Consider the following 25653-nt stretch of genomic DNA (forward strand, 5'->3'; position numbering starts at 1 on the left):
ACGGGTTTATCTGTTAGATTCAATAATGAACATCCGTGCGACAAGGCCTCGATCACCGGCGGAGTGGGAATACGCGGCTGGCAAGGAGTGGACACCATGGGGGAGTCGGGAGATGAGGGCAGCGGGATCGGCTCTCGACGCGTCGGTTCCACTCGTCGTCGGGGAGGCCGAGTGGGTCGATCGGCTGCAGGAAGCGCTCGAGCGAGAGGCCGAAACGCCGATCCGACGAGTTGAAGCCGCAGACGAGGCGCGGGAGGCCATCCAAGAGGGACCGGTGGACATCGTGATCGCTGCGTATTCGATTCGTGGAGGGAACGGTGTCGAGCTCCTTCGAGAGATCCGAACGGATACACCGGAGCTACCGGTGATCATCGGTGCCGCGGAGGGTGACGAATCAGTCGCCAGCGAGGCGATCACGGAGGGCGTCACGGACTACGTCGTGATCGATCGGCCGGTCGACGAGACGGTCGGCCGCCTCGTAGAACGGAGTGAAAGCGCGCTCGCGACGTCCCGAACACGGTCGAGACTGCGGGATCGAGCGCGACAGTTCGACACGGTGTTTCACGACACGCAGTCGGCGACGTGGGTCCTCGATCCGACGGGGGCGCTACAGCGAGCGAACCGGACGGCACGCGAGGCGATCGACGCCGACGTCGACACGCTGTTCGATCGACCGTTCTGGACGCTTCCCTGGTGGAGCGGCGTTCGATCGACGAGCAACGACGTGAAACGGCTCGTCGAGAACGCGTTCCGTGGCCGGTCCGGCACTGCGGTACTCCTCCCGCCGGACGACGAGCCGGACGGGAGAACGATCGAGCTGTCCGTTCGTCCCGTCGAAAACGATCGGGGCGAGCTCGTTTCGATCGTGGTCGACGGGGTCGATATCTCGGATCAGGTCAGTTTGGAGCGCGACCTGCGTCGCTCCGAAGAGCTCCATCGGGTGACCCTCGACAACATGACCGACACGATCCTCATGACGAACGAGGGCGGCGAGTACACGTACGTCTGTCCGAACGTCCACTTCATTTTCGGATACACCGCCGAGGAGATCCACGACCAAGGGACCATAGACGAACTCCTCGGTGAGGACCTGTTCGACAGGGAGGAGCTCGCGGCTGACGGCGTCCTGAAGAACATCGAATGTACCGTGCCGGACAAAGCCGGGCGCGAGCACACGCTCCTCGTCAACGTCCGCGAGGTGTCGATCCAGGACGGGACGATACTCTACAGCTGCCGTGACATCACGAAGCGAAAACAGCGCGAGGAGGCGCTCGCAACCCTTCAAGAGATGGCTCGGGACTTCCTGTACGCCGAGACGCACGAGGAGATCGCCCGACAGCTCCTCGAAGACACTCCGAGCGTGGTGGGGTTCGAGGCGAGTGCGGTGTACCTGTTCGACGTCGACACGAACGAGCTTCGGCCGGCCGCCGCGTCGGCGGCGATCACGGATCACCACGGCCCCCTTCCGACGGTTCACGCGGACGACGAGACGCTACCCGGACACAGCTTCCTCGCAGACGAGACGCTCCTGTTCGACGACGTACATCGATCCGAGCGGCTCGCCAACCGTGCAACGGAACTGCGGAGCGTCACCTACATTCCGCTCGGAGACCACGGCGTGTTCGTGATCGGATCCGCCGAGGTCGGGGTGTTCGACGAGGTGACCCGAGAGCTCGCGGACCTGCTGGCCGCGACCGCCGAAGCCGCGCTCGACCGTGTCAGCCGGGAGTCACAGCTGCGTCAGCAGGACAGACAGCTCCAGCGACAGAACAAGCGACTGACGGAACTGAACCGTATCAACGAGACGATCCGAGCGATCGACCAGGCGATCGTCCGTGCCGAGACGCGGGACGGGATCGACCACACGGTGTGTGAACGTCTCACTGACGCTGATCGGTTCCGGTTCGCGTGGATAGGGTCCGTCGACTCGGTGACCGGATCGATCGAGCCGCGAGCGTGGGCCGGGGACGAACAGGGATACTTGGACGCGCTGACGTTCGCGAGCGGGTCCGACCGAACCGAGCCCGCGGAGCGAGCCGCGACCACCGAGACGGTCACGGTCGAACCGACGGTCGCGACCGGACTGCGGGACGACCCTTGGAGACGAGAAGCGCTCGCACGTGATTTCATGTCCGCCGTTAGCGTCCCGCTCGTCTACAACGACCTTTCGTACGGCGTATTGACGGTGTACGCCGGGACCAGAGAGGCGTTCGACGAGACGACACGAACGGTCTTAGCCGAACTGGGAGAGACGATCGCGTCCGCCCACAGCGCGGTCGAGCGGAAGAACGCCCTGTTGACGACATCGATGACCCGGACCGAGTTCGAGATCGACGATCCGACGTTCGTCCTGTCGCGGCTCGCTCGCGAGGCAGACTGTACGCTCACGTATCAGGGAGGACTGGAACGGACCACCGACGGGAGCTACGTGTTCGTTACCGTCGAGGACGCGGACGTGGACGAGGTGGCCGACATCGCCGCAGCGTCGACGGCGGTGGACGGCGTACAACGGATCAGCGGGGACCGTGATGGCGGCGTTCTCCAGCTCGAACTCGCGGAGCCGTTCCTGGCTCCGGAGCTCGCCGATCACGGGGTCGTGTTCCGCGAGGCGACCGCCGACGCGGAAGCAACCGTTCTCACTATCGATGTTCCGGAGGGGTTGGACGTCAGAACCGTCTCCGAGCTGGTTCGACAGACGTTCCCGTCGGTGACGCTCAGACGGAAGCGGACCGTTCAACGCACCGACGAACGTGACCTCCACGCGGCGGTGATCGACTCGCTTACTCACCGGCAGCTCGAGGTGGTCCAGACCGCGTACTACAGCGGGTTCTTCGAGTCACCACGGCAACACACCGGCGAGGAGATCGCGGAGATGCTGGGGTTCTCGCCTGCCGCGTTCTATCAACACATACGAGCGGTTCAACGGAAGCTGTTCTCGGCGATGTTCGAGGGGTGACGTCCTCCCACGAGTTACGCCGTGGATCTGAGCACCCCACTCGCATCGGTACCGCCCCCCGATCCCTAACGCGATCGGGGTTGAAATACGAACCCCCAGATCTCCTTGAAGTTCGTATTTGAACTAGCAAACATTACCGGACGTGTCTCGTTGGGTGAAATGGTGTCCCGCGGGAGACGCATCGGGCCTCGAACGTGTCGAGGGGTCGATCCCGCGGATAGCCGAACACATACATGAGAGACGTCGAACCAAACGCCGACGGTGTGAGATCCTACGAATGCCTACAGTGTGGCACCATCACGACCGCCGAGGGCAACCCAGGGAAGTGTCCGGCGTGTGGTGGTGAGATACGGAACCGGCGGATGCCGATCGAATAACGATGGCTACTGGTCCCACTACCGAAACGACCGAGACGACGGACGGAGAGACAAAAGCGTCCGATCCGGGCGATACCGGTACCGAGCCGGAGTCCGCAGTGGAAACCGCGCGGCGACAGCTGAGCCACGCTGCCGACCATCTCGATATCGATCCGAACGTCGTCGAGCGGCTGAAGCATCCGAAGAAGGTCCACGAAGTGACGGTTCCTGTCGAGCGCGATGACGGGTCCGTCGACGTGTTCACCGGCTACCGGGCACAACACGATAGCGTCCGTGGCCCGTACAAGGGCGGCTTACGATATCATCCGGACGTCACCCGGAACGAGTGCGTCGGGCTGGGTATGTGGATGACCTGGAAGTGTGCGGTGATGGATCTCCCGTTCGGCGGGGCCAAAGGCGGTGTCGCGGTGAACCCGAAATCACTGAGCGACGACGAGAAGGAACGACTTACGCGTCGGTTCACACAGGAGATCCGCGACGTCATCGGGCCGACGCGCGACATTCCCGCGCCGGATATGGGGACCGACCCGCAGACGATGGCGTGGTTGATGGACGCGTACTCGATGCAGGAAGGTGAGACGATCCCAGGGGTCGTCACCGGGAAACCGCCCGTCGTCGGCGGAAGCAAGGGCCGTGAAGGGGCCCCCGGCCGGAGCGTCGCTATCGTCTGTCGCGAGGTGGTCGACCACTACGACCGCGACCTCTCGGGAACGGCGGTAGCGGTCCAAGGCTACGGGAGCGTTGCGGCGAACGCCGCGCGCCTGCTCGACGACTGGGGCGCGACGGTCGTTGCCGTCAGCGACGTCAACGGGGCGGTGTACGACCCCGACGGGCTCGACACACACGACATCCCGTCCCACGACGAGGAGCCGGAAGCGGTCACCCGACAGGACATCGGGACGCTGCTCACGAACGACGAACTGCTCGAGCTCGACGTCGACCTCCTCGTTCCGGCAGCGGTCGGGAACGTCCTCACCGCGGACAACGCCGACGATATCGCTGCGGACCTGATCGTTGAGGGGGCGAACGGACCGACGACGACCGCCGCGGACGAGATACTGGCGGACCGTGGGATCCCGGTGATCCCCGACATCCTCGCGAACGCGGGCGGCGTCACCGTCTCCTACTTCGAGTGGCTTCAGGACATCAATCGACGAGCGTGGTCACTGGATCGGGTCCACGACGAGCTCGAAGCCGAGATGCTCTCCGCGTGGGAGGGCATCCGAACGGAGTACGAACGCCGGGACGTCACGTGGCGGAACGCCGCGTACATCGTCGCGCTCTCGCGCGTCGCTGACGCACACGAGTCCCGGGGGCTCTGGCCGTAGAACGGCGGGCTATCCGGTGTTTTTCATGCCTGCGGCGATGCCGTTCACCGTCAGCCGGAGGGTGCGCTCCTCCTCGTCGGTCCGGTGGGTTCGGCCGAGGAGGTCGGCCTGAAGCAGGTTCAGGGGGTCGACGTACGGGTTCCGGCGGTCGAGGCTCTCCGAGAGCCACTCGCGTCGGATAAGCTCGTCACGACCGCTGATCGAGAGGACGAGCTCGCGACCACGTTCGTACTCGCTGACGAGGTCGGGGAAGAACCGCTCGCGGAGCTCGTCGTCCGCGAGGTCGGCGTACTCCGAAGCGATCTCCGGTTCGGTGCGGGCGAGCGCGAGACCCGCGTTGTCGAGCGTGGTCCGGAAGAACGGCCACTCCTCGTACATCTCCCGGAGGGTCTCCAACCCGTCCGCTTCGCCGACTTCATGGAGGTACGCGTCGATACCGGACGCCAGCGCGTACCAGCCGGGGAGGATGAGCCGGGTCTGCGTCCACGAGAACACCCACGGAATGGCCCGGAGGTCCTCGACGGTCCGCTCGCCGGACCGTGAGGCCGGTCGGGAGCCGAGGTTGAGGTCCTCGACGACCGAGATGGGCGTCGCCTGACCGAAGTATGAGACGAAGCCGTCCGCGTTCAGGAGGTCGCGGTACGTCGTTCTGGCGGCCGGAACCATCGTCTCCATCGCCTCGACCCACGCCTCGGGGGCGTCTTCCGTCGGCTCCGCGTTCGCCTCGTGGCGGGCGCGGATCTGCGCGTCGAGCATCTGTTCGAGCTCGCGTTCGGCGATCCGGCGGTTCGCGTACTTCTCGGCGATCGCCTCCCCCTGCTCCGTGAACTTCACCTGTCCGGTGACGGTCTCGTTGGGGAGCGCGAGCAGCGCCTCGTTCATCGGGCCGCCGCCCCGGGAGATCGACCCGCCGCGGCCGTGGAACAGCCGGAGCGTGACCTCCTCCTCGCGACAGAACTGTGCGAGGCGACGCTGGTTCTTGTACAGGTCCCAGTTGGCGGCGAGGAACCCGTTCTCCTTGTTCGAGTCGGAGTAGCCGAGCATCACCTCTTGTACCTCGCCGCGCGCCTCCAAGGCCGCGCCGTACGCCTCGTTCTCGAAGAGCGTCCCGAGGATGCGCTCCGCGCCGTTGAGCGCGGACTCGGTCTCCAGAAGGGGGACGACGTCGATCCCGCAGTGGTCCGGGAGCGTGACGACGCCCACTTGGTCGGCCAAAAAGAGTACCTCGAGGACGTGGCTCGGCTCCTCCGTCATCGAGATACAGTACGTGTCGATCGCTTGCGTTCCGTACTCCGACTGCCAGTCGGACAGCGCGCGGAACCGCTCGAGCACGCGCTCGGCGGTGTCGGAGACGTCTCCGGGCGCGTCCGTGTCGACGACCGGTTCGTCCTGGAGGATGGCCTCGGTGAGGAACTCGGCGCGGTCGGCCTCGTCCATCGCACGGTAGTCGATACCCTCGACCGCGACCGCCTCGGCGACGGTCTCGGTGTGGTTCTCGCGGTGGTCGCGGAGGTCGAGGGAGGCGAGCACGAACCCGAACGTGTCCACCTGTCTTCGAAGCGGATCGATGAACGACTCGCGAACCACGTCGTTCCGGTCGGCCGACAGCGAGTCGGCGATGACGTCGAGGTCGGCGAGGAAGGCGTCCCCGTCGGGGTAGCCGCCGGGCCGCACGTCGTCGACACGGTCCAAGCGTTCACGCATCAGCTTCAGCTTCTGTCGGTACGGCTCGTCCGGATACCGTTCGCGGGCCTCCGCCGCGACCGCGGGGAAGCGGTCGGCGTCTTCGGCGATCGACGCCGCGAGCGCGTCGTCGACGGCGTAGCGATCGCCGTCCTGACTCAACACCGCCGAGAGCCGCTTACACTGCTCGCGGTACTTCTCGAGGGCGACGGAGCGCTGTCCCTCGAGCGTCTCGTCGGTGACCTCGGGCGTCACGTACGGGTTGCCGTCGCGGTCGGACCCCGCCCACGAGCGGAACTCGAACAGCTTCGGACAGTCGACGTCCTCGTACTCCGCGGAGATCGTCCGCTCGAACTCCTCGTAGGCGTCGCCGACGACGTCGAACAGCGTGTTCTCGAGGTACCACCGGACGTTCCGTGCCTCGTCTTCGGGCTCCGGCCGGCGCTGTCGTACCTGCCGGGTGCCCCAGAGGCTCGTCACCTCGGCGGTGACGTCCCGCCAGACGGCGTTCCGCTCGCGCTCGGTGAGGCCGCGCTCGTCGAGCTCCTCGAGGTGGTTCGCGATGGATCGGAGCTTCGATTTCACGGTCGCCCGCCGCGCCTCCGTGGGGTGTGCGGTGAACGTCGGCTCGATGAGCACGTCGGAAAGCAGCGACTCGATCTCGTCGGCCTCGACGCCCGCCTCCGCGAACTCCTCGATCGTCGCCTCGAAGGAGTCGTGTAACGCGCCGTCGGCGTCGGCGTTCCGGACGGCCCGAACGCGTTCGCGCTCCTCGGCGAGGTTTATCAGCTCGAAATACGTGGTGAACGCCCGCGCGACGACCCCCTCTCGGGTCGGTGAGAGGCCGTCGACCGATTCGTGGAGGGAGCCGCGGCTCGACGCGTCCCCGCGTCGGTACGCGATCGCGGCGTTTCGGAGCTCCTCGACCGTCTCGTAGGCGTCCGTCGACGTCTGCGCGGCGAGTACGTCCCCGAGTAGCGCGCCGAGCTCACGAACGTCCGTCCGCACCGTTCGGTTATGCAACTCCATACCACGCACAGTTCGGCCGGTTCCGGTTAAAACCGCCGCCTTGACGAACGTTTGCCTCGACACCGAGTAAACGCAGATCCCGGGGCTGCGGCGGGACGGACTCGGCCGGCGGACCGGGGCCGCGAGCGGTCGGCCGACCGGCCGGTTCGTCACCCTTTTTACTGGTCCACCCCGACTGTTCGATCATGAGCATGTCCGACAAGTACCCGACCGAGTCCGGCAGGCGCCGTTTCGTGAAGGGCGTGGTCGGCGGCGCGACCCTCGCCGGGGTCGGCGCGATGGGTTCAGCGACGGTCAACACCCTGACGACCGCCGGCGGGGTCGGCGGCGGACAGACCGTCGCGATGACGATCGAACACACCGGCGGCCCGGCACCGCGCGGACTCCCGCAGATCCCCGTCCGCGTCGACGACGACGGGTTCATCGAGGGGATCTGGCCCGAGGTCCAGACGATAGAAGACGAGGGATTCGAGATCGAAGTCGCCCGCGAGGAACGCGGCGGGCGAACCTACGCCGGCGAGTGGTTCCAGTACTGTGGGATCGAGTCACAGGAGAACGTCCGTCCGAACTTCGAGTCGGACAACATCTTCCGTGCGAACCCCGGGACGTACGACTGGCAGGACGAGACGTACGACGCCGGCGACCGGATCCACATCGACGACTTCGACGACTACGACACCTGGGGGAACAACGTCGGTAACGACGGGGTCGGGAAACCGGCCTCGACGACCTGGCGGTCCGAGGACGCTGACGCCAGCCTGAACGCGGTCGTGATCCGCTCGGAACGTATCGAGGAGGCCGCCCAGGACGACGAGTGGCTCGCCGCCTCGACGGATCAGGGGTTCATGGCGTATCTCAACGTCTGTACGCACTTCTGTTGTATCCCCGGCTACAAGGAGCTCGAGGAGTCCGCACGGTACAATGCGGAAGACGGCGCGTACTGCGTCTGTCACCAGTCGACGTACGACCCGTTCACGCTGGAGGAGGCACTGTTCATCGCTCGCCCCCGTCCGGAGTGACTCGGCCCCCCAACGTTCGTTTTTGACGCCCGCTGCGGTAGCAGCTCTTTGCCACCCGCCGCAACGCCGCGTTTTTCACGCTCTCGCCCCGAGCTTCGGTATGAGCGACGGTCACGACCAGAACGGGCGGGCGGGAGACGATGCCGACCGGGCGACGGACGACGCGTTCGCAGCCGAGCTGTCACGCGCCCGCGAGCTGCTCGACGGCGACGGGATCGAAGCGGTCCACGTCGGCGTCGTCCGCGACGGCGAGGTAGATACGACGTTCGCCCAGCGGACGGACGGCGACGCGGAGTCGGAGGGGTTGCGTGCCCTTGCGTTGCTCGCCGCACACGTCCGACTAGTAGCGAACGAGGCCGGAGTGGAGCCGTCGACCGTCGCGGGCGACGCCGCGACGCTCGCCGGGCAGGTCGAGCAGATCCCGGGGAGTACGGGAGACCTCCCGGAGGAGTGAGCACGGTCCATCCTCGCTGACGAGGCGATTCCGGTCCCGCCTAGCCGTCTGCAGCGCCGTCTCCGGTATCGGCAGTGCTCGACGGCTCGCCGGCGGCTCCTCCCCGAATCCGCTGGAGCTGATGGGCGACACCAGCGAGCGCGACGAACAGGATCGCGAGGTTGAACGCCGCCAACGCGATCGGCTGGTACGCGGGGTCGAGCCACGTCCGGATCGCGGTTCCGGCGTAGCCGTAGAAGCTCCACGCGGCGATCAGCGCGAGCACCGCCAGCGCAGCGAGCGCCAGCCGATCGAGGATCCCGCGGAGGTCCTCGGACGTGAGCCGGGTGAACCGGGAGCCGCCGTCCCGATCGGTCGGATCCTCGGTTGTTGAGTCGTTCGCGGTGATCGAGTCGTCCGTGGTGGTCGGGTCGTTCGTCGCGGTTGAATCAGCCATGGCGTGTGTGTTGGTGTGGTCGTCGGGTGTGGCCGTGTGGTCGTCGGGCGTGTGGTCGTCGGTCATCGGTCCCTCCGTGCGAACAGGGCCGCAGCGAGGAGCGCTGCGACCGCGACAACGACGCCGAATCCGGGCGCGTCGTCCCCCACGTCGGGCGCGTCCTCGACGTCCTCGTCGGCAGGGGCGTCGTCGAGGGCGTCATCAGTCGCCTCCGTCCTCGTAAAGTCCTCGACGGCGAACTCGACGTCCTCGACCGTCTCGTTCGCGTCGATCGTCTCCTGCGGGTCGAGGTTGGCGACGGCTTGCGTCTCGTCGATCAGGACGTCGTCGTCGAACAGCGCGGCGTCGACGTAGTAGTTGTAGCCGTCCGGCACGTCGAGCGTCGTCGTGACGGTGTCGGTGCGGCCGGGGCGAACCGTTCCGACCGTCTCGCTCGCCTCGGCGGCGACGACGTTGGAGTCGGCCTGCCGAAGCATGACGCGGAGGTCGAGGTCGCCGGACGGGTCGTCGCCACGGTTCGTCACCGACGTGGACACGGAGAGGGTAGCGGTTTCCGCCCCGGCGTCCACGACCGACACCGCGACCGTGGGCCAGACGTTGCCGTCGGCGAACTCGACGGACGAATCCGCGTAGGAGGGGACGAGTGCCTCGACGCCGGCGATACGGGTCGTCCGCTCCGTCGTTCGCTCGCCGTCGACGAACACGACGGTTTCGAGGTGGTACCCGCCCGCGCGTTCGACGTCGAGACTTCCGTTGGCCGTCACCTCGCCGTCCCGATCGATGTCGCCGACGTCGCCGACATCGACGGTCGTCTCGTCGACGAGCAGGCCGGAGTCGGCGTCGAGTGCCCGGTGGCGAAGGGTGACGTTCTCGACGGTCGAACCGCGGTGTCGGAGGTCGACGACGAGATCGAGCGTGGCGGTCTCGCCGCTGACCTCGGCGGGGTCGATGACGACGTCCGCGAGGTCGATATGGCCGGGCGGTTCGCCGGTGTCGCCGCTTCGGGGGTCATCGATGGCGTCCGGGGCCGCGACGACGCCGACCGCGCCGACGACGAGCACGGCAGCACCGAGCGCCAGGAGGGTCGTTCGCGCGTCCATAGTCGGCCGTCGAGACGGCTGTGGTAAGTGTTTTGTCCATCTCAGCCCTCGCGAGGGGGATCGAATATTCTCGGAACACTCCACAGCGATCGGCCGTATCCAACCCGGAGAGAGGCCCACGGACCCGAACGGTCGGCAGCGAACGGCCTATGGAAAGCGTTTTGCCCAGGGGCCGAGTGGTCCCGAACTACATGCGGAACCCCGCGATTCGCGTGCTCCTCGCCGCCCTCCTCGCTGCCGTTCTCCTCGCCGGCGCGGGAGTTGCGGCTACCGGAGACGCCCCCTCCAGTGGCCTCTCGGAACCCATACAGACACCGACGGTCCCCGCATCCGAGGACGGAGCTGACGCCGCACCGGGTTCGTCCGGGACGGCATCGCTATCCGGACCGTCCGTGGGACCCGACCCGTCGCCGCAGGTCGACACGGCGTTCGAACCGGCCGCGGAGACACGAATGCGGATCGACCTCCAGCCGGACCGTGACGCCGCGTGGGAGGTGGCCGTCAGATACGAGTTCAGCGACGCCAACCAGACCGTGCCGTTCGAAACCGTCGGGGAGCGGTTCCTCGACGACGAACTGGGCCCCGACCCCGCGCTGTTCGAGGGGTTCGCGGCGGAGGCGAGTCGGAACGTCGACCGACGGATGACGATCACCGACGTCGATCGTGAGGTCGTCGTCATCGAGGACGCGGCCGAGATGGACCTCGACGACGAGACGGACGAGGAGCCACCGGCCGCCGTCGGCGAGCTGCGCCTCACCTTCGTTTGGACCGAGTTCCTCGAGGAGGACGGCGAGAACCTCCAGCTCGGAGACGCGCTCACGACCCCGGACGACGGGACGTGGCTCCGCTCGCTCGAAGCCGACCAGCGGATCGAACTGATGACGCCCGAGGGGTACACCGTCTCCGGGACTCCCGGTGCGGCGGTGCCGCTCCAAGAGAACGCCGTTATCGTCGAGGGGCCACGCGTGTTCGAGGGAGATGACCGAGTCGTCATCGTCTACTCGCCGACCGGGACCGGCACCGACGGCATGGCTCCACCGTGGACGCTCCTGGCCGGCGCGATCGTCCTCGGAGCGCTCCTCGTCGCCGCCGGACTCGTGGGGTACCGTCGCGTCGAGTCGGCCGAAGACGACGGGGACCGACGCGAGGCTCCGTCGACGGCGGCGACCCAGGGCGGACGGGACGGGAGCACGCCCGGCGGAGCGGCGCATTCCGATCCGGAGGAGGGCGATCACGACGGGACGAACGACGAGGAGCCGGCGGAGGACCTCTCGTTGCTCTCGGACGAGGAGCGAGTGGAACGGCTGCTCGAACGCAACGGCGGCCGGATGCGACAGGCCGATATCGTCGCCGAGACGGGCTGGTCGGACGCGAAGGTCTCACAGCTGCTCTCGGCGATGGCCGACGAGGGTCGCGTCGAGAAGCTCCGCCTCGGCCGCGAGAACCTGATCTCCCTGCCCGACGGCGAGAACGACGACGAGGGGACGTAGCGACGGGAGGAACCGCGGCCGCGATGCCAGCGTTCAAAACCGGTCCGGACGAACAGTGACCTATGTACGCGGTCGTCGGCTGTAACGAGTGTGGAAACCTGTGGCTGCTCCGCGACCCGGAGACGAGCGAGTCCGCACGGTGTTCGCGATGTGGAAAGACGCATCGAACGGCGAAGCTGAAACGCTTCTTCGAGTCGGACGACCGCGCGGCCGCCCGCGAGGCCCGTGCAGCGCTGTTGGCGAAGAAGCACGGCGACAGCGAGGCGTTCGCCGACGTCGAACACGTCTCCGAGCTGGAGCGTGCGGTCGAGGACGCCGGGATCGACGACCGAGAGTACCTGGAGCGCTCGGGGCTGGACGCCGACGAGGTGTTCGAGGCGGGCACACGGGTCGGAGGGGGTAGCGGGTCCACGCGTTCGCGCGAGGAGATCGTTCGAGACGGGGTTCGGGAGTCGGACGAGCCCACCGAGACGGCGGTCGTCGCGTATGCGACCGATCACGGCGTGCCGGCCGACGCCACCCGAGATATCCTCGACGCGCTCACCCGTCGCGGGGAACTCTCCGAGTCCCGTGGACGCTATCGGCTGCTCTGACCGATCTGCCGACCCAAAGCCGGGCCGTTGAGATGGCTTTTTTATCCCTGGCCGAGAACGCTTCGACGATGAGAGCCCTCCCGGTGCTGGCCGTCGCCCTCCTGCTTTTCGTCGCGCCGATCGCCGGCGGGACGTCGCCGGCGGGGACGGCAGCCGACATCGAAGCCCCGGACGCTCCCGACGACTCCCGAGCCGCCACGATAGACGTCGGCGGATCACCCGTTCTCGGACCGACGATGGCCGAATCGAACACGGACGGCCTAGCCACGGGGTCGTCGGGTGCCCAGTCGACCGACGGCACCGTCGAGACCGCATCGATCGACGAGGGAAACCTCACCCTCCGCGTGTTGTCGACGCCGCCGGACGCGACGCCGCGCGTGGGAGCCACACAGCGTGACGCGAACCTCGGAACCGCGCTCGGTCTCTCGGTCGGGGAGGTCGACGCCGCGCTTCGAACGGAGACGACGCTCCAGCGGATCGAGTCCGCCGAGGACAACGCGGAACGGCAGCGTCGGATACTGGCCGCGATCAACGAGGTCGAACAGGACGAGGTGAGCCTCGATAGCCGACAGACCGCGGCGATGAACGCGCATGCGAACGGGGAGCTCACGGACCGTGAACTGCTCGACGAGCTGGTCCGTGTCGCCGGGATCGCGGCGGAGTACGATCACCGGCTGGACCTCCTCGACGAGGTCGCCGAGGAGACTGACGGGTTCTCCTCGCCGGGACGCCTCGACGAGCTACAGGTCCAGCTTCAGGTGTACGAGGGACCGGTCCGTGACCGCGCGCTCGAAACGGTTCGCGGTGACACGCCGGGCGCACAGATCCACGTCGAGTCGAGCCAAGAGGCCATCGTGCTGGCGACCGTCGACGACGACGAGTACGTCCGCGAGGCGTTCCGGCGCGACCGGTGGGACCGTGGCGGCGGCACGCTCTCCAGCGAGGCGGCGATCGACGCCGCGATCGCGAGCTACCCGGAGACGACCGCGCTCCGCGAGCCTGATGCGTTCGGGGCGGGTTCGGTCCAGCGGATCACCGTCCCACACGAGTTCGGAACCCTCCGCTCGTTCGTCAGCGGCGGGACCGAACAGGTGTTTGCGGAACACCAGCGGATCGGGCTCGATCGGTTCCCCGACGCAGATACCGTCTCAACGACGGAGGACGGGTTCAACGTCACGGTGAATCGGAGCTACCCCGGCGGGCCGGTGACGGTGACCGTCCGCGACGACGAGACGGACGATCCGGTCTCCGGCGTCACCGTGACGAAGAGCGTCGGCGGCGGGGATAGCGAGGCGATCGGGGCGACCGACGCCAACGGTGTCGTTCGAACCCTTTCGCCGACGGAGACGTATCGTATCACCGTCATCGACGAGCCGCGCGTGGCGGTGATCGACGGGATACAGCCGATCGAGACGCCGCGACTGACCGACGACGGCGGCTCCTGACTGACAACCGCCGTAGTCACTGACGGCGGGCAGCGGCTCCGCTCGTGTGACCCCTTTTAGGTGATGCCGCACCAGTCGCCCCGTGTCGATCCGAACCTCGCGGAAAGCAGGGCCTGATACGCGCGCAGTCGCGACGCTAGCAGGGGTACTCCTCGTCGCGATCGCCGTCCTGCTCGCGGTCGGCGTGGCGACCGCGGCGTTCGATGAGCCGACCGAGCCGGCACCGACGGCAGTGATCTCGCTGTCGGCGGAGGGCGATCGGCTGGTCCTGCTCCACGAGGGTGGGGAGCCGATAGACGTCCAAGAGCTGACCGTTCGCGTGTGGGTGAACGGGGACTCGCTCGCACGTCAGCCGTCAGTCCCGTTCTTCTCGGCCGCGGGGTTCCGACCGGGGCCAACCGGACCGTTCAACGCCGCGAGCGGGGACGAGTGGATCGTCGGCGACGAGGCGTCCGTCCGGATCGCGGGGACGAACGACCCCACACCGAGGCCCGGCGACCGCGTCGAGGTGCGACTCTCGGTTCGGGGACAACCGATCGCGTCGATGGCGACGACCGTCGAACCGGGGTGAGCCGGTTCCGAACGGGGGGAGGACGTCAGTCGGGGACCTGCGCGACGGTCGTTATCGCCCGTGGGCTCTGAGGGGTGGCGCGCTGGATGTGGTGTTCGAACGACTCGTAGCCGGCTGCCTCGAACATCCGGTCCGCCTCCTCGGCGTCGTAGAACAACATGATCGCGTCGGCGACCCGCTGGAGGACGCGGTTGTGGGGGTAATCCGGCCCGACGACGAGCACCTGTCCGCCGGGTTTCGCCACGCGCCGCAGCTCTTCGAGTCCCGCGACGGGGTTCGGCCAGTACTCGATGGAGCCGGACGACCAGACGATGTCGAAGCTGTCGTCGACGAACGGGAGACGTTCGGCGTCGCCGCGGTAGAAGTTCACCTGATCGTGTTTGCCGAACTTCTCGAACGCCTTCTCCATCTGGTGGATACTCTGGTCGAGACCGTGGACATCGTCGGCGTGTTCGAGCAGCCCTTCGGTACCGAACCCGGTACCACAGCCCACGTCGAGCACGCGGTCGTCCTCGCCGAACTCCAACCACGAGAGCGCTTCCGCTCGCATCTCCTCGTTCCAGTTGAACCGGTTGATCCGGTCGTACACCTTCGAGAGGTACTTGTAGAACAGTCTGGCGTTCGACTTGTCCTCGAGGATCCCCATTTGCCGATACGTACGGTAGCCACCTCCATAACGACACGGATCCGTCGTCGCGATACGACGATATCGACCCGGAATCGGTGCGTCACCAACCGGCTTATCCGACGGCCGATCCAACGGCTGGTATGCATCCGACGACGACCGGACGGTTCCGCGTCCACGACCGCCGGCCGCGACCGATCGACGGGACGCCCGGAGGCTCCCCCGACGAAACGGCGGGAACGGCGGACGATGAAACGCCGGAACCGACGGACAACGGGGAGGCGGGAGCGGCGGAGTTCGTCCTGGTCGAGCTGCCGGAGACGCCCATCGACCCGAGTGACCCCGACGCCGAGGGGGCGTACGATCCGCTGTACGCGGCTGCGACGGGGTACGAAGGGGAGCTGGCCGACCGGATCGACGCGCTCGAACCGGGGAACGTCGTCGATGCGACGCTGGCATGGGAAGACGGCGACGCCCGGATCACGGCGCTTGACGTGGTGCGCGAGACGCGGTTCCGGTTCGCCGACGACGTCGAAGGGATGTTCGAGGCCGCCGTCGAGGCGTGGCAACGGATACGCGCCGAGGGGGAAGCGATAGGCTCCATCACGACGAAATCGACCGACGGGGACCCCAACGGTGCCCTCTACCTGTTCGCGGACGGGCCCGGAACCGACACGTTCGCGGAGGTGAAGACGGCACGACTGCCGATAGAGCCGCTGATAGCGCGAGTCAACGAAACCCGAGGGGACGACGACCCGCGGGAGGTGTTCGTGTTGCGGCCGGCCGCCCACCGGTTCGTCGCCGTCTACGTCGTCTTCGAGCGCGACGGCGTGCTCGCGCGGACCGTCCGCGACACCTACGGCCTCGGCGCCGGACTGGCCGCGGGACTCGACGAGAGCGGTGCGGCGTGGGAGGGGGGTTCGATGGAGGGCGGTCCGATCGAGGGCGACACCGGCGAGGACGGTGGGGGCGACACCGGCGAGGACGGTGGGGGCGACGACGACTCGTTCGACATCACCGACAGGCTGTAAACCGCCTGCGGACGGCCGATCCGAGCCAGGGGTCGGTTCTGACCGCTCATCGTCGTTGCTAAACCCTTATCAGCGCGGGCGCGCCACCTCAGCACGTATGAGCGACCTCCCGGACGACTTCGACTGCACCGTCACCAACTGGGAGTACATCTACGGGCTCTGCCGCAACGTCTCGAACGGGGTGAAACGCGACGACTTCGAGCCGGACGTCGTCGTCGCGTTAGCCCGTGGCGGCTGGTTCGCGGGGCGGTGTACCTGTGACTTCCTCGGGCTCGATGACCTCACGAGCCTCAAGATGGAACACTACGTCGGCACCGCTGAGAAGGCGGAGGAGCCCCAGATCCGCTACCCGATGCCGGAGGGGAGCGTGGAGGGGAAAGACGTCCTGATCATCGACGACATCGCCGACACCGGCGGGTCGATCCGCCGCGCCGAGGAGTACGTCGAGGAGCGTGACGCGGCGGAGGTCAGAACCGCGACCCTCCAGCTGCTCGGCACCTCCGAGTTCGAGCCCGACTTCGTCGGCGAGCGGCTGGAGCGCTGGACGTGGGTCGTCTACCCCTGGAACTTCATCGAGGACATGATAGACCTCACCGAGGGAGCGATGGAGCGTGCCGACGAGGAGACGTTCGGCCGCGACGAGATCCGCCATTACCTCGAGGAGTACCACGGCATCGGGCGGATCGAGATGGAGGTCGCCCAGCCCGGTCGGCTCGACGAGGTGCTCGACGAGATGGTCCGCCGCGAGGTTATCGAACGGACCGGCCTCGACGAGTGGGCCCTCCTCGACGCGGAGTGACCCGCGATCGTCCAGAGACGGACAGGGAAGGAGGCGCGGCACACGACGTCGACGCGGAACCGGATGGGGAGCGTGACGACGCCGACGCTGAGCCCGACACGGAGCTCGACGACGCCATCGACGCGATCCTCGACGCCTACGCGCTGAAAGACGAGCGGCGTACGGGCTGGCAGCTCCGCGGCGTCGACGACCCGGAGTCGGTCGCCGGACACACGTGGGGGGTCGCGTATCTGGTGTTGGCACTCGGTGACCGGTTCGCCGCGGAGCTCGGCGGGGTCGACCTCGACCGTGCGCTCCGGCTTGCGGTCGTCCACGACGTCGCCGAGGCGGAGACCGGCGACGTGGCGACCCGTGCCGATACGACGGCCGACGCCCCCGACCCGGCCGCGAAGGCGGCCGCGGAGCGCGAGGCGATGGCCGACCTCACCGACCCGCTTCCCGATCGGATCCGGAACGCGTTCGCGGAGTACGAGGCCCGCGAGACGCCGACAGCGGTCCTCGTCAAGGAGTGCGACTTGCTCGACACCTGCCTGCAGGCCCTCGTCTACGAGCGCGCCGAGCGGTACGACCCCGCCGAGGGCGACCCGGAGGCGTTTCGGGAGTACGCCGCCCTCGACGAGTTCTTCGAAACGACCGTTCGACGTCTGCGAACGGAGACGGGACGATCGGTGTTCGAGCGGCTCCACGAGCGCTACCGTGACGAGCGGTCGATCGGCTCCGCGGAATAGGAAACGTGTTAACGATCGATCCGGTACTCCCCGATGAGACGGAGCCACGAACGCATGTCAGACGACACCAATCTACTGATCGTCGGCGGGGGGATTAGCGGGGCGGCGCTGTTGTACACGGTCGCGAAGTTCACGGACATCGACCGGGCCACCCTGATCGAGAAGGAGCGGGAGATCGGGGCGGTAAACACCCACCACACGAACAACTCTCAGACGCTCCACTTCGGCGACATCGAGACGAACTACACCCTGGAGAAGGCGGAGGCGGTCAAAGAGGGCGCGGAGCTGCTCGCGGGGTACCTCGAACACGTCGATCCCGACCGCGAGATGCACAGCAAGCGCAACAAGATGGTGCTCGCGGTCGGAGAGGAAGAGGTCGCCGAGCTGGAGGCGCGCTATCACGACGAGGGGTTCGGCGAGCTCTTCCCGAAGCTCGAACCGATCGGCCGTGAGGAGATCGCCGAGCTCGAACCGAAGGTGGTCGAGGGGCGGGACCCCGACACGGAGCTGCTCGCGCTGTCGACGCCGGACGGCTACGTCGTCGACTACGGGATGGTCGCGAACTCCTTCGTCGAGGCCGCGCGCGCCGAAGCGGGGGTCGCCGTCCACCTCGGGACGACGGTGACGGGCGTCGACGAGACCGACGACGGGTTCCACGTGGAGACTGACGACGGCGAGTTCGCGACCGACGCGGTGGTCGTCGCCGCCGGGTCGCACAGCCTCCAGTTCGCCCAAGAAATGGGGTACGGTGGGGACATGTCGCTGCTCCCCGTCGCTGGGAGTTTCTTCCTCGCGGACGACCTGTTGAACGGGAAGGTGTACACGCTCCAGATGAAGAAGCTCCCGTTCGCGGCGGTCCACGGCGACGCCGACGTCCACGACGCGAGCGTCACGCGGTTCGGCCCGACCGCGAAGCTCGTCCCGGCGCTCGAACGCGGCGAGCTGTCGACCGTCGGCGACTTCGCCGACGTGTTCGGGTTCACTCCGTCGTCGTTCCTAAGCTACGGTGAGATCCTCTCGGACCGCATCCTCTTCCCGTACGTGGTCCGGAACCTAGTGTACGACCTCCCCGCGGTGGGGAAGCGGTCGTTCCTCCCGAACGTGCGGAAAGTCGTTCCCTCCGTCGAGCTCGACGACATCTCCCGAGCGAAGGGGTACGGCGGGGTCCGCCCGCAGATCGTCGACACCGACAACAGGGCGCTCGATATGGGCGAGGCGAAGATCGAGGGGGACGGGATCCTGTTCAACATCACCCCCTCGCCGGGGGCGTCGACGGCGCTGAAGAACGCGATGACTGACGTGCGAACCGTTCTCGACTTCCTCGACGCGGAGGACACGTTCGACGAGGACGCGTTCCGCGCGGCGACGATCGACAACTTCCCGCGCGCCAACGACGACGACACCACCGAAACGGGGGCGTCGGCCGGCGACGACGACAGCGACACGGCCGGCGACGACACCGACACGGCCGGCGACGACACCGTTTCCGCCGAAGCCGACGACTGAGTGTCCGGGAGGGTGGCTGCGCAGCGTCCGAGGACGACTCAGCGGTCGTCGTCACTACCCCGTGTCGCCGCCTCCGTTTCGCTCCCGTCGACGCCCGCCCAGCGACGGACGCGGTCGCCGTCTGGGCCGACTTCGTGGGCGAACGCCGCCTCCAGCAGCCGGATCGTTCGCCGTTTCGTTCCCGCAGGGACGAACACGAACGGGATCGGCACGTCGAACGCACGGTCGCCGTACAGGCCCCACTCGCCGACCGAGCGCGTGGTGCCGCCGTAGGCGATCGGGATGTCCGCCAGCTCGTCAGGGTCGTACGCCGGGACGTACGAACGGTCGATCCACACCTCGTGGGGCGGCACGTCAAGCGCGTCCGCCAACAACCCCTCCAGCCGGTCGTCCTCGCTCGTGAGCCACGCCGCGAAGGCGTCGATGTCGGCGTCGACGCGGTCGGCGAGGGCGATCCGGTGTTTCCAACAGGTCGCCGGGAACCGCCGGCCCCGGAAGCGGTCGTACATCGACGCCAGCCGTGAGTCCGGGTTCTCCCGGGCGGCGATGCGTAGCCGTTCGAGCACGGCGTTGTCGTCCAGCTCCCGTTCGAGCACGCCGTCGACACTCACCGGGCGCTCGCCGACGGTCGCGGTGTACTCGTCGAGCATCGCTTGGAGGAGCCGGTTCGCGTACACCGACTTGTGGTGTTGGGTAACCCACATGTACAGCGCGATTCGGCCTTCGAGGTAGTTACCGATGGTCGACAGCGCCTTTTCCGAGAGCGCCAGTCCCTCCTCGGGATGAGCGGTGTAGGCGTCTACCATCCGGTCCACGTCGAAGCTCAACACGCCCGCGCCGGTCATCCGGTTGTCGCGCGTGATGTAGTCGAGCCGATCGACATCGATGGGCGAGTGGAGCAGCTGTGCGCCGACCCCGTACTGCCACGGCTCGCCGCGTTCGTACGCGAGGCTGTAGCCGAGCACGTACGCACACACCTCGAACGGGTCGACGTCGAACGCACGCAGCGCGTGGCCGTACGCCTCCACGATGAGCACACAGCCGAGCAGCTCGTGCGGGCTCGCCGAGCGGAGCGGATCCCCGCCCACGCCGGCGTCATCGAAGGCGTCGACGAGGCCTGCGTCGGCGACGCGCTCGCGGAGGACGCTCTCGTCGAGCAGCCCCTCGGAGAGATGTGAGAACGGCGGATGACCCACGTCGTGGAGGAGACAGGCACACTCCAGGGTCCGCTGGATCTCTTCGAGCTCGTCGACGCTGGCGTCGCGGGTGAAGTACGACTGCCGACGGAGATTCTCGAAGACGGTCCGGCCGAGGTGGTACACGCCGAGCGAGTGTTCGAACCGCGTGTGGTTCGCGCCGGGGTAGACGAGGTGGGTCGCGGAGAGCTGCCGGACGTATCGGAGCCGCTGGAACGGTCGGGTGTCGACGACGCCGTCGACGAGCGCGTCCGGCAGCTCGACGTACCCGTGGACGGGGTCTTTGATCTGTGTCGTCGCCATCGAAGTGATCGGACGACGGCCTCGCGTCACCTGCCTCTTTCGGTCCCGCCCGGAGTTCGTGGGGACGTCGCGCCGCTCGCCATCGGTGCAGTATCCCGTTCGTTAAGTGTCGACCCCGTCGAAGCCGGGGTATGGTATCGGAGGCGGCCGACAGGGCGGACGAGGCGACGGGCCGCCGGGGCGACGCAACTGACCGTCCGGATGACGCGGGCGACGCAACTGACCGTCCGGATGACGCGGGCGACGGTGGCGACGCCGGTTCCCCGCTCGTCGACCGATGGATCGCGCTCGACCGGGGCTGGCAAGCGCTGGTGCTCGGACTCGGGATCGTCGGCGTCCACGTCGTCGTCGGACTGCTCGGGCGGATCGAACGGCTCGGGATCCCGACCGTCTGATGACGGTCGTCGCCGCCGTGAGACCCTACGTTCCCGGCCTCGCGCTCCTCGGCGGGGGCGCGGTTCTCGCCGCCGTGATCGGTGGGGCGGTCGACGCGCTCTCGCCGCTCGTCGTCGCCGTCGTGGTCGGCGCGGTCGTCGGCAACACCGTCGGGACACCCGACGCGGCCGAACCCGGGGTCGACGTCGACACGCTGTTCTTGGAGACCGGGATCGTCCTCCTCGGCGCGGCGGTCGTCGTCGAGGAGTTCCTCGCCGCCGGACCGACCGTCCTCGGACTCGTGCTCGTGACGGTGGCGGGCGGGCTGGTCCTCGCGGAGGGGGTAGCCCGGCTGTTGTTTCGGGTGGGAACGCCGACCTCGTCGCTGTTGGCGGCCGGCGCGAGCATCTGTGGCGTCTCAGCCGTCGTCGCTATCGGCCGCGTCCTCGACGCGCGCGGGTCGGCGATCACCCTCGCGGCCGGAACCGTCCTCCTCTTCGACGCCGTCACGCTCGTCGCCTTCCCGCTCGCCGGGGAGTGGCTGGGGCTCTCCAGCCGGCAGTTCGGCGTCTGGGCGGGCGTGAGTATGTTCTCGACGGGGCCCGTCGCGGCCGCGGGGTTCGCCCACTCGCCGGAGGCCGGCCAGTGGGCGACCGTCACGAAGCTCGCGCGCAACGCGCTTTTGGGCGGCGTCGCGATCGCGTACTCGCTCGCGTACACGGCCAGTTCGGCGACCGAACCCGGTGTTCGACGGCTGTGGACGGAGTTCCCGAAGTTCCTGTTCGGCTTTCTCGTCGTGGCCGCGGTCGCGAACAGCGGCCTGCTGTCGACGGCCGCGCTCGACTCGATCGGGCTGGTCTCCGACGCGCTGTTCACCCTCGCGTTCGTCGGCCTCGGGCTGTCGATCCGGCTCCGACAGCTGCGCGGGGTCGGCGCTGCCGCCGTCGGCGTCGTGCTCGTCCACCTGCTCGTCGTGAGCGCGCTCGCGCTGGGGGCGGTCCGCTGGCTGTTGTGACCCACACCGTGCGTGTTCTCCGAGCACAGACGTTCTCGACGCCGTGAACGCCGTTTTAATACCGCAGGACCCCTATATAACTGAGTCGACTGAGCCGACCGCCCCGGGACCGTTCCGGCAGCGACCGTATCGTTCGGTTCGACGACCGAGTTGAGTAATATGACAACATTCGAGTACGAGATCGAGATCGCAGCGCCCGTCGAACGCGTCTTCGCGTTCGACAGCACCCCCGAGAACTGGCCGCGGACGATGGCCGGTCTGCGCGATTTCGAGGTGCTGAGCGAGACCGAGACCGGGTCGAAAATGCGCGCAACGTACAAGCTGCTCGGGATCTCGACGGAGGTGGAGATAGAACTGACCGTCGTCGAACCCGGCGCGGAGATCGCGGTCACGGTCGACGGCGACGGGATGCACGGCGAGACGCGCAACCGCTACGTCGCGGTCGGGGACGGGACCCGGATCGTACACCGGGCGGAGTACGAGATGGGAGACTCGCTGCTCGGTCGCCTCTTGGAGCCGGTGGCGGGGCGGTACAACGAACGGCAGCTCAGGGCCCACTTGGAGAACACGAGGGACCTCATCGAGGCCGAGATCGAAGCGGAGACGGCGATGTCGGCGTAATCCGGTCACCGTTCGCGGCGCGCGCCGCCGGGACGCGCGCGGCGGTTCACGCCTTATAAGTAGCGAGCGGCCGAGGTTGAGGTATGAGCACTATCGGCTTCATCGGCGGCAGCGGGATCTACGACGCGCTCCCCTTGAACGACGTTCGCGAGGTCGAGTTCGACACGCCCTACGGCGAGCCGAGCGACGCGGTCACGATCGGCGAATTCGGCGACACCGGCCGCGAGGTAGCGTTCCTCCCGCGGCACGGGTCGAACCACGGCGTCTCCCCGACGGACCTCCCGTACCGCGCCAACATGTACGCCTTAAAAAAGGCCGGCGTCACCCACGTGTTCGCGTCGAACGCGGTCGGGAGCCTCAAGGAGGAGCTGCCTCCCGGGACGCTCGTCGTCCCCGATCAGATATACGACCGAACGAAGGGTCGCGACCTCTCGTTTTACGGGGACGGCGTCGTCGTCCATCAGCCGTTCGCGGACCCATACAGTCCGGAACTGGTCGATCACCTCACCGAAGCCGCGGAGTCGGCCGTGGGCGACGACGACGAGCGCGACGGCGACACGGACGGCGGCACGAAGGTCGTCAAGGGCGGCACCTACGTCTGTATCGAGGGGCCGCAGTACTCGACGCGTGCCGAGTCGGAGTTCTACAAGGCGCAGGGGTGGGACCTGGTCGGCATGACCGCGATCCCCGAGGCGAAGCTCGCGCGGGAGGCGGAGATCGCCTACGCGACGATCGCCGGCGTCACCGACTACGACGTCTGGAAGACGGACAGCGAGGTCACCCTCGAGGAAGTGTTGGAGAACGCGGAGCGGAACCAAGAGGCGATCAAGGCCGCCGTCGAGGAGGCGATCCGGACGCTGCCGGAGGACCACACGTGTGCCGCGCACTCGGCGCTCGAAGGGACGGTCAACACGCCGACCGAGGCGATCCCGGCGGACACCCGCGATCGGGTCGAGCCGCTGCTCGGCGACTATCTGTAACCCGGATACGGTGAGCGACGGCTCCCGACACGATTTAGGTGGCCCGCGCGCAACGGGTCGGTAATGAGTACGCAGACCGCGACCGAGGAGACCGCGGTCGTGATCGGGCTGGAGGTCCACGTCCAGCTCGAAACCGACACGAAGGTGTTCTGTGGCTGTTCGACGGAGCCCGCCGACGAGGAGGAGCCGAACACGCGCACGTGCCCGACCTGTCTCGGGCTGCCGGGCGCGCTACCCGTCCTCAACGAGGCCGCCGTCGAGGCCGCGGTAAAGGTCGGGAAAGCGATCGACGCCGACATCCCCGAGACGACCACGTTCCACCGGAAGAACTACTACTACCCCGACCTCCCGAAGAACTTCCAGCTCACCCAGTACGACGCCCCGATCTGTGCCGGCGGCGAGCTGGAGGTGTCGGTCGACGGCGAGCGGCGGACGATCGGGATCACTCGCGCGCATCTGGAGGAGGATCCCGGCAGCATCCAGCACGCCGGCGGCTCCATCGAGTCGGCGACACACACCCTCGTGAACTACAACCGCGCGGGAACGCCGCTCCTGGAGGTCGTCACCGAACCGGACTTCCGCTCGCCCGCCGAAACCCGGGCGTTCCTCGCGAAACTGGAGGAGGTACTGGAGTACCTCGGCGTCTTCGACGCGACGCGCGACGGTAGCCTACGGGTGGACGCCAACGTCTCACTGGTCCCAGCCGACGAGATGGCTGACGACGGGTCGGTTCCCGAGACCGTCCTCGCCGACGCGAACCGCGCGGAAGTGAAGAACATCTCCAGTCACAAGGGTGCGGAGAAGGCGCTCGCGTACGAGATCACCCGCCAGCGCAACGTCCTCCGACGGGGGCGCGAGATCGAACAGGAGACCCGTCACTGGGACGAGGGGCGCGGCGTCACCGTCTCGATGCGCTCGAAGGAGGCCGAGAAGGACTACCGCTACTTCCGCGAGGCCGACCTCCCCGCGCTGGAAGTGGCCGACTGGAAGGAGTCGATCCGGATCCCCGAGCTGCCCGACGCCCGCCGCGAGCGCTTCCGCGAGGAGTACGGGCTCGACGGTGAGGCGGCCTCGAAGCTCACTTCCACGAAGGCGGTGGCCGACTTCTTCGAGGACGTCGCCGGCGAGTTCGACCCCGATCTGGCGGCGACGTGGGTGGCCGACAACCTGCTCGGCGAGCTCAACTACCGGGAGATGGCGATCGCGGACGTCGCGGACCGCCTCGACGAGTTCAAACGCCTGATCGCGCTCGTCGACGCGGAGGAGCTGACGGTGAAAAACGCCGAGGAGGTCGTCCTTCGCGAGATGCTCGACGCGGGCGACGACCCCGAGGCGATCATCGATCGCGAGGGACTCGGGAAGGCCGAAGGCGACGAGGTCGCGGCCGCGGTCAGCGCCGCGATCGACGACAACCCCGACGCGGTCGCCGACTACCACGACGGCGACGAGGGGGCGATCAACTTCCTCGTCGGACAGGTGATGCAGGCGACCGGCGGGAGCGCTGACCCCGGCCAAGTGAACGGGCTGCTCCGCGAGCGGTTGGACGAGTAACCCGCGCCGAGCTCGGGTTCCGTACCACAGGCCTCCGTTCCGACAGTACCCTTATTTCGGTCCCTGGCAAAACGGCGGGCATGCCGTTCGCCGAAACCCTCCTTATCGGTGTCGCTCTCCTCCACGTCCTCGGGTTCGCGTGGCTCATCGGGAACCGCGGTCGGGTCGACCTCGTCGCCGGCTACGACGGCGAGCTGCCGCCCGAGCGCGAGGCCGAGCTGGCGACCGACGTACGAACGATCCTCCTCGCCGTCGCCGCCACCCTGGGCGTGCTCCTCGTCGACGCGTGGACCGGCGCGGTGCCGCGGGCGGGATCCCTCGTGGCCGTCGTCACCGTCGGTGCCGTCGGCTGGCTCCTCTGGAAGTGAAACGTGCGCCGGGACACGACGACGGCGGGGTGAGCTCTCACCCGTCGTCGTCCCCCGCCGTGACCGACCGGACC

Annotated in this window: 24 protein-coding genes; 19 read left to right on the forward strand and 5 right to left on the reverse strand. The window is 67.7% G+C overall.

What is annotated here, in order from left to right:
* Window positions 1–112: 112 nt before the first annotated feature.
* The 3 genes from ACZ5TV_RS03600 to gdhB all read left to right on the forward strand — a co-directional run bounded on the left by ACZ5TV_RS03600 (window position 113) and on the right by gdhB (window position 4661).
* Complete coding sequence (locus ACZ5TV_RS03600; protein ID WP_379779127.1) at window positions 113–2956, forward strand: bacterio-opsin activator domain-containing protein; 2844 nt, start codon at window positions 113–115, stop codon at window positions 2954–2956.
* A gap of 233 nt (window positions 2957–3189) precedes the next feature.
* A complete protein-coding gene (locus ACZ5TV_RS03605) occupies window positions 3190–3333 on the forward strand; it encodes a rubrerythrin-like domain-containing protein (protein ID WP_379779125.1) in 144 nt (47 codons plus the stop codon).
* A gap of 2 nt (window positions 3334–3335) precedes the next feature.
* Window positions 3336–4661, forward strand: coding sequence for a glutamate dehydrogenase GdhB (gdhB, locus tag ACZ5TV_RS03610; RefSeq protein ID WP_379779123.1), 1326 nt, complete (start codon window positions 3336–3338; stop codon window positions 4659–4661).
* A 9-nt stretch (window positions 4662–4670) separates the two neighbouring features.
* On the opposite strand, the gene ppc is transcribed toward gdhB, so the two are convergent.
* Window positions 4671–7373 (reverse strand): phosphoenolpyruvate carboxylase, encoded by a 2703-nt coding sequence (gene ppc, locus ACZ5TV_RS03615; protein WP_379779121.1) that lies wholly within the window; start codon window positions 7371–7373, stop codon window positions 4671–4673.
* Between the two features lie 185 nt (window positions 7374–7558).
* Here ppc and ACZ5TV_RS03620 point away from each other — a divergent pair, with 185 nt between their 5' ends.
* Window positions 7559–8392 carry a ubiquinol-cytochrome c reductase iron-sulfur subunit gene (locus ACZ5TV_RS03620; RefSeq protein WP_379779119.1) on the forward strand — a complete coding sequence of 278 codons (834 nt, stop codon included), beginning with the start codon at window positions 7559–7561 and terminating at the stop codon, window positions 8390–8392.
* A gap of 100 nt (window positions 8393–8492) precedes the next feature.
* Complete coding sequence (locus ACZ5TV_RS03625; RefSeq protein ID WP_379779117.1) at window positions 8493–8846, forward strand: hypothetical protein; 354 nt, start codon at window positions 8493–8495, stop codon at window positions 8844–8846.
* A 40-nt stretch (window positions 8847–8886) separates the two neighbouring features.
* Here the strand turns inward: ACZ5TV_RS03625 and ACZ5TV_RS03630 are convergent, their stop codons facing one another.
* Together ACZ5TV_RS03630 and ACZ5TV_RS03635 are read right to left on the reverse strand one after the other, a co-directional pair.
* A complete protein-coding gene (locus ACZ5TV_RS03630; RefSeq protein WP_379779115.1) occupies window positions 8887–9348 on the reverse strand; it encodes a hypothetical protein in 462 nt (153 codons plus the stop codon).
* Window positions 9345–10382 (reverse strand): DUF7490 domain-containing protein, encoded by a 1038-nt coding sequence (locus ACZ5TV_RS03635; protein ID WP_379779113.1) that lies wholly within the window; start codon window positions 10380–10382, stop codon window positions 9345–9347. Before ACZ5TV_RS03635 ends, ACZ5TV_RS03630 begins: the two co-directional genes overlap by 4 nt.
* Before the next feature lie 191 nt (window positions 10383–10573).
* Here ACZ5TV_RS03635 and ACZ5TV_RS03640 point away from each other — a divergent pair, with 191 nt between their 5' ends.
* From ACZ5TV_RS03640 to ACZ5TV_RS03655, 4 genes are all read left to right on the forward strand, one after another.
* The gene (locus ACZ5TV_RS03640; RefSeq protein WP_379779111.1) at window positions 10574–11872 is read left to right on the forward strand and encodes a helix-turn-helix transcriptional regulator; all 1299 of its coding nucleotides are present in this window, start codon (window positions 10574–10576) and stop codon (window positions 11870–11872) included.
* Window positions 11873–11934: 62 nt separating this feature from the next.
* On the forward strand, window positions 11935–12465 hold the full coding sequence (locus ACZ5TV_RS03645; protein WP_379779109.1) for a DUF5817 domain-containing protein: 531 nt from the start codon (window positions 11935–11937) through the stop codon (window positions 12463–12465).
* Window positions 12466–12533: 68 nt separating this feature from the next.
* Window positions 12534–13910, forward strand: coding sequence for a DUF7094 domain-containing protein (locus ACZ5TV_RS03650; RefSeq protein ID WP_379779107.1), 1377 nt, complete (start codon window positions 12534–12536; stop codon window positions 13908–13910).
* A gap of 82 nt (window positions 13911–13992) precedes the next feature.
* The gene (locus ACZ5TV_RS03655) at window positions 13993–14481 is read left to right on the forward strand and encodes a type IV pilin N-terminal domain-containing protein (RefSeq protein ID WP_379779105.1); all 489 of its coding nucleotides are present in this window, start codon (window positions 13993–13995) and stop codon (window positions 14479–14481) included.
* 25 nt (window positions 14482–14506) lie between these two features.
* On the opposite strand, the gene ACZ5TV_RS03660 is transcribed toward ACZ5TV_RS03655, so the two are convergent.
* A complete protein-coding gene (locus tag ACZ5TV_RS03660; protein ID WP_379779103.1) occupies window positions 14507–15127 on the reverse strand; it encodes a methyltransferase domain-containing protein in 621 nt (206 codons plus the stop codon).
* Window positions 15128–15249: 122 nt separating this feature from the next.
* On the opposite strand from ACZ5TV_RS03660, the gene ACZ5TV_RS03665 reads away from it, so the two are divergent.
* From ACZ5TV_RS03665 to ACZ5TV_RS03680, 4 genes are all read left to right on the forward strand, one after another.
* Window positions 15250–16137 carry a DUF6663 family protein gene (locus ACZ5TV_RS03665; protein WP_379779101.1) on the forward strand — a complete coding sequence of 296 codons (888 nt, stop codon included), beginning with the start codon at window positions 15250–15252 and terminating at the stop codon, window positions 16135–16137.
* Between the two features lie 97 nt (window positions 16138–16234).
* Window positions 16235–16936, forward strand: coding sequence for a phosphoribosyltransferase (locus ACZ5TV_RS03670; RefSeq protein ID WP_379779099.1), 702 nt, complete (start codon window positions 16235–16237; stop codon window positions 16934–16936).
* Window positions 16933–17664, forward strand: coding sequence for an HD domain-containing protein (locus ACZ5TV_RS03675; RefSeq protein WP_464384112.1), 732 nt, complete (start codon window positions 16933–16935; stop codon window positions 17662–17664). The genes ACZ5TV_RS03670 and ACZ5TV_RS03675 overlap by 4 nt, the downstream gene beginning before the upstream one ends.
* A gap of 54 nt (window positions 17665–17718) precedes the next feature.
* A complete protein-coding gene (locus tag ACZ5TV_RS03680; protein WP_379782453.1) occupies window positions 17719–19170 on the forward strand; it encodes an FAD-dependent oxidoreductase in 1452 nt (483 codons plus the stop codon).
* A 38-nt stretch (window positions 19171–19208) separates the two neighbouring features.
* Here the strand turns inward: ACZ5TV_RS03680 and ACZ5TV_RS03685 are convergent, their stop codons facing one another.
* Window positions 19209–20669 carry an HD domain-containing protein gene (locus tag ACZ5TV_RS03685; protein ID WP_379782451.1) on the reverse strand — a complete coding sequence of 487 codons (1461 nt, stop codon included), beginning with the start codon at window positions 20667–20669 and terminating at the stop codon, window positions 19209–19211.
* Between the two features lie 131 nt (window positions 20670–20800).
* On the opposite strand from ACZ5TV_RS03685, the gene ACZ5TV_RS03690 reads away from it, so the two are divergent.
* The 6 genes from ACZ5TV_RS03690 (at window position 20801) to ACZ5TV_RS03715 (ending at window position 25579) form a co-directional block, all read left to right on the forward strand.
* Window positions 20801–21064, forward strand: coding sequence for a hypothetical protein (locus tag ACZ5TV_RS03690; RefSeq protein WP_464384113.1), 264 nt, complete (start codon window positions 20801–20803; stop codon window positions 21062–21064).
* Entirely contained in the window at window positions 21064–22059 is a 996-nt protein-coding gene (locus ACZ5TV_RS03695) for a YeiH family protein (protein WP_464384114.1), read from the forward strand. The genes ACZ5TV_RS03690 and ACZ5TV_RS03695 overlap by 1 nt, the downstream gene beginning before the upstream one ends.
* 159 nt (window positions 22060–22218) lie before the next feature.
* On the forward strand, window positions 22219–22680 hold the full coding sequence (locus ACZ5TV_RS03700) for an SRPBCC family protein (protein WP_379782429.1): 462 nt from the start codon (window positions 22219–22221) through the stop codon (window positions 22678–22680).
* An 83-nt stretch (window positions 22681–22763) separates the two neighbouring features.
* Window positions 22764–23660, forward strand: coding sequence for an S-methyl-5'-thioadenosine phosphorylase (gene mtnP / locus ACZ5TV_RS03705; RefSeq protein WP_379782431.1), 897 nt, complete (start codon window positions 22764–22766; stop codon window positions 23658–23660).
* A 63-nt stretch (window positions 23661–23723) separates the two neighbouring features.
* A complete protein-coding gene (gene gatB, locus ACZ5TV_RS03710; protein ID WP_379782433.1) occupies window positions 23724–25211 on the forward strand; it encodes an Asp-tRNA(Asn)/Glu-tRNA(Gln) amidotransferase subunit GatB in 1488 nt (495 codons plus the stop codon).
* An 80-nt stretch (window positions 25212–25291) separates the two neighbouring features.
* Entirely contained in the window at window positions 25292–25579 is a 288-nt protein-coding gene (locus ACZ5TV_RS03715; protein WP_379782435.1) for a hypothetical protein, read from the forward strand.
* The last annotated feature ends 74 nt before the right edge of the window (window positions 25580–25653 follow it).

Source organism: Halorubrum tibetense, from assembly GCF_055396225.1.

Coding starts and splice junctions, on each gene's coding strand:
- ACZ5TV_RS03695 (WP_464384114.1), top strand. CDS start 21,064: ATGACGGTCGTCGCCGCCGTGAGACCCTACGTTCCCGGCCTCGCGCTC.
- ACZ5TV_RS03665 (WP_379779101.1), top strand. CDS start 15,250: ATGCATCCGACGACGACCGGACGGTTCCGCGTCCACGACCGCCGGCCG.
- ACZ5TV_RS03640 (WP_379779111.1), top strand. CDS start 10,574: ATGCGGAACCCCGCGATTCGCGTGCTCCTCGCCGCCCTCCTCGCTGCC.
- ACZ5TV_RS03685 (WP_379782451.1), bottom strand. CDS start 20,669: ATGGCGACGACACAGATCAAAGACCCCGTCCACGGGTACGTCGAGCTG.
- gdhB (WP_379779123.1), top strand. CDS start 3,336: ATGGCTACTGGTCCCACTACCGAAACGACCGAGACGACGGACGGAGAG.
- ACZ5TV_RS03700 (WP_379782429.1), top strand. CDS start 22,219: ATGACAACATTCGAGTACGAGATCGAGATCGCAGCGCCCGTCGAACGC.
- ACZ5TV_RS03690 (WP_464384113.1), top strand. CDS start 20,801: ATGGTATCGGAGGCGGCCGACAGGGCGGACGAGGCGACGGGCCGCCGG.
- ACZ5TV_RS03605 (WP_379779125.1), top strand. CDS start 3,190: ATGAGAGACGTCGAACCAAACGCCGACGGTGTGAGATCCTACGAATGC.
- ACZ5TV_RS03660 (WP_379779103.1), bottom strand. CDS start 15,127: ATGGGGATCCTCGAGGACAAGTCGAACGCCAGACTGTTCTACAAGTAC.
- gatB (WP_379782433.1), top strand. CDS start 23,724: ATGAGTACGCAGACCGCGACCGAGGAGACCGCGGTCGTGATCGGGCTG.
- ACZ5TV_RS03625 (WP_379779117.1), top strand. CDS start 8,493: ATGAGCGACGGTCACGACCAGAACGGGCGGGCGGGAGACGATGCCGAC.
- ACZ5TV_RS03620 (WP_379779119.1), top strand. CDS start 7,559: ATGAGCATGTCCGACAAGTACCCGACCGAGTCCGGCAGGCGCCGTTTC.
- mtnP (WP_379782431.1), top strand. CDS start 22,764: ATGAGCACTATCGGCTTCATCGGCGGCAGCGGGATCTACGACGCGCTC.
- ACZ5TV_RS03680 (WP_379782453.1), top strand. CDS start 17,719: ATGTCAGACGACACCAATCTACTGATCGTCGGCGGGGGGATTAGCGGG.
- ACZ5TV_RS03635 (WP_379779113.1), bottom strand. CDS start 10,382: ATGGACGCGCGAACGACCCTCCTGGCGCTCGGTGCTGCCGTGCTCGTC.
- ACZ5TV_RS03645 (WP_379779109.1), top strand. CDS start 11,935: ATGTACGCGGTCGTCGGCTGTAACGAGTGTGGAAACCTGTGGCTGCTC.
- ACZ5TV_RS03715 (WP_379782435.1), top strand. CDS start 25,292: ATGCCGTTCGCCGAAACCCTCCTTATCGGTGTCGCTCTCCTCCACGTC.
- ACZ5TV_RS03670 (WP_379779099.1), top strand. CDS start 16,235: ATGAGCGACCTCCCGGACGACTTCGACTGCACCGTCACCAACTGGGAG.
- ppc (WP_379779121.1), bottom strand. CDS start 7,373: ATGGAGTTGCATAACCGAACGGTGCGGACGGACGTTCGTGAGCTCGGC.
- ACZ5TV_RS03630 (WP_379779115.1), bottom strand. CDS start 9,348: ATGACCGACGACCACACGCCCGACGACCACACGGCCACACCCGACGAC.
- ACZ5TV_RS03600 (WP_379779127.1), top strand. CDS start 113: ATGAGGGCAGCGGGATCGGCTCTCGACGCGTCGGTTCCACTCGTCGTC.
- ACZ5TV_RS03650 (WP_379779107.1), top strand. CDS start 12,534: ATGAGAGCCCTCCCGGTGCTGGCCGTCGCCCTCCTGCTTTTCGTCGCG.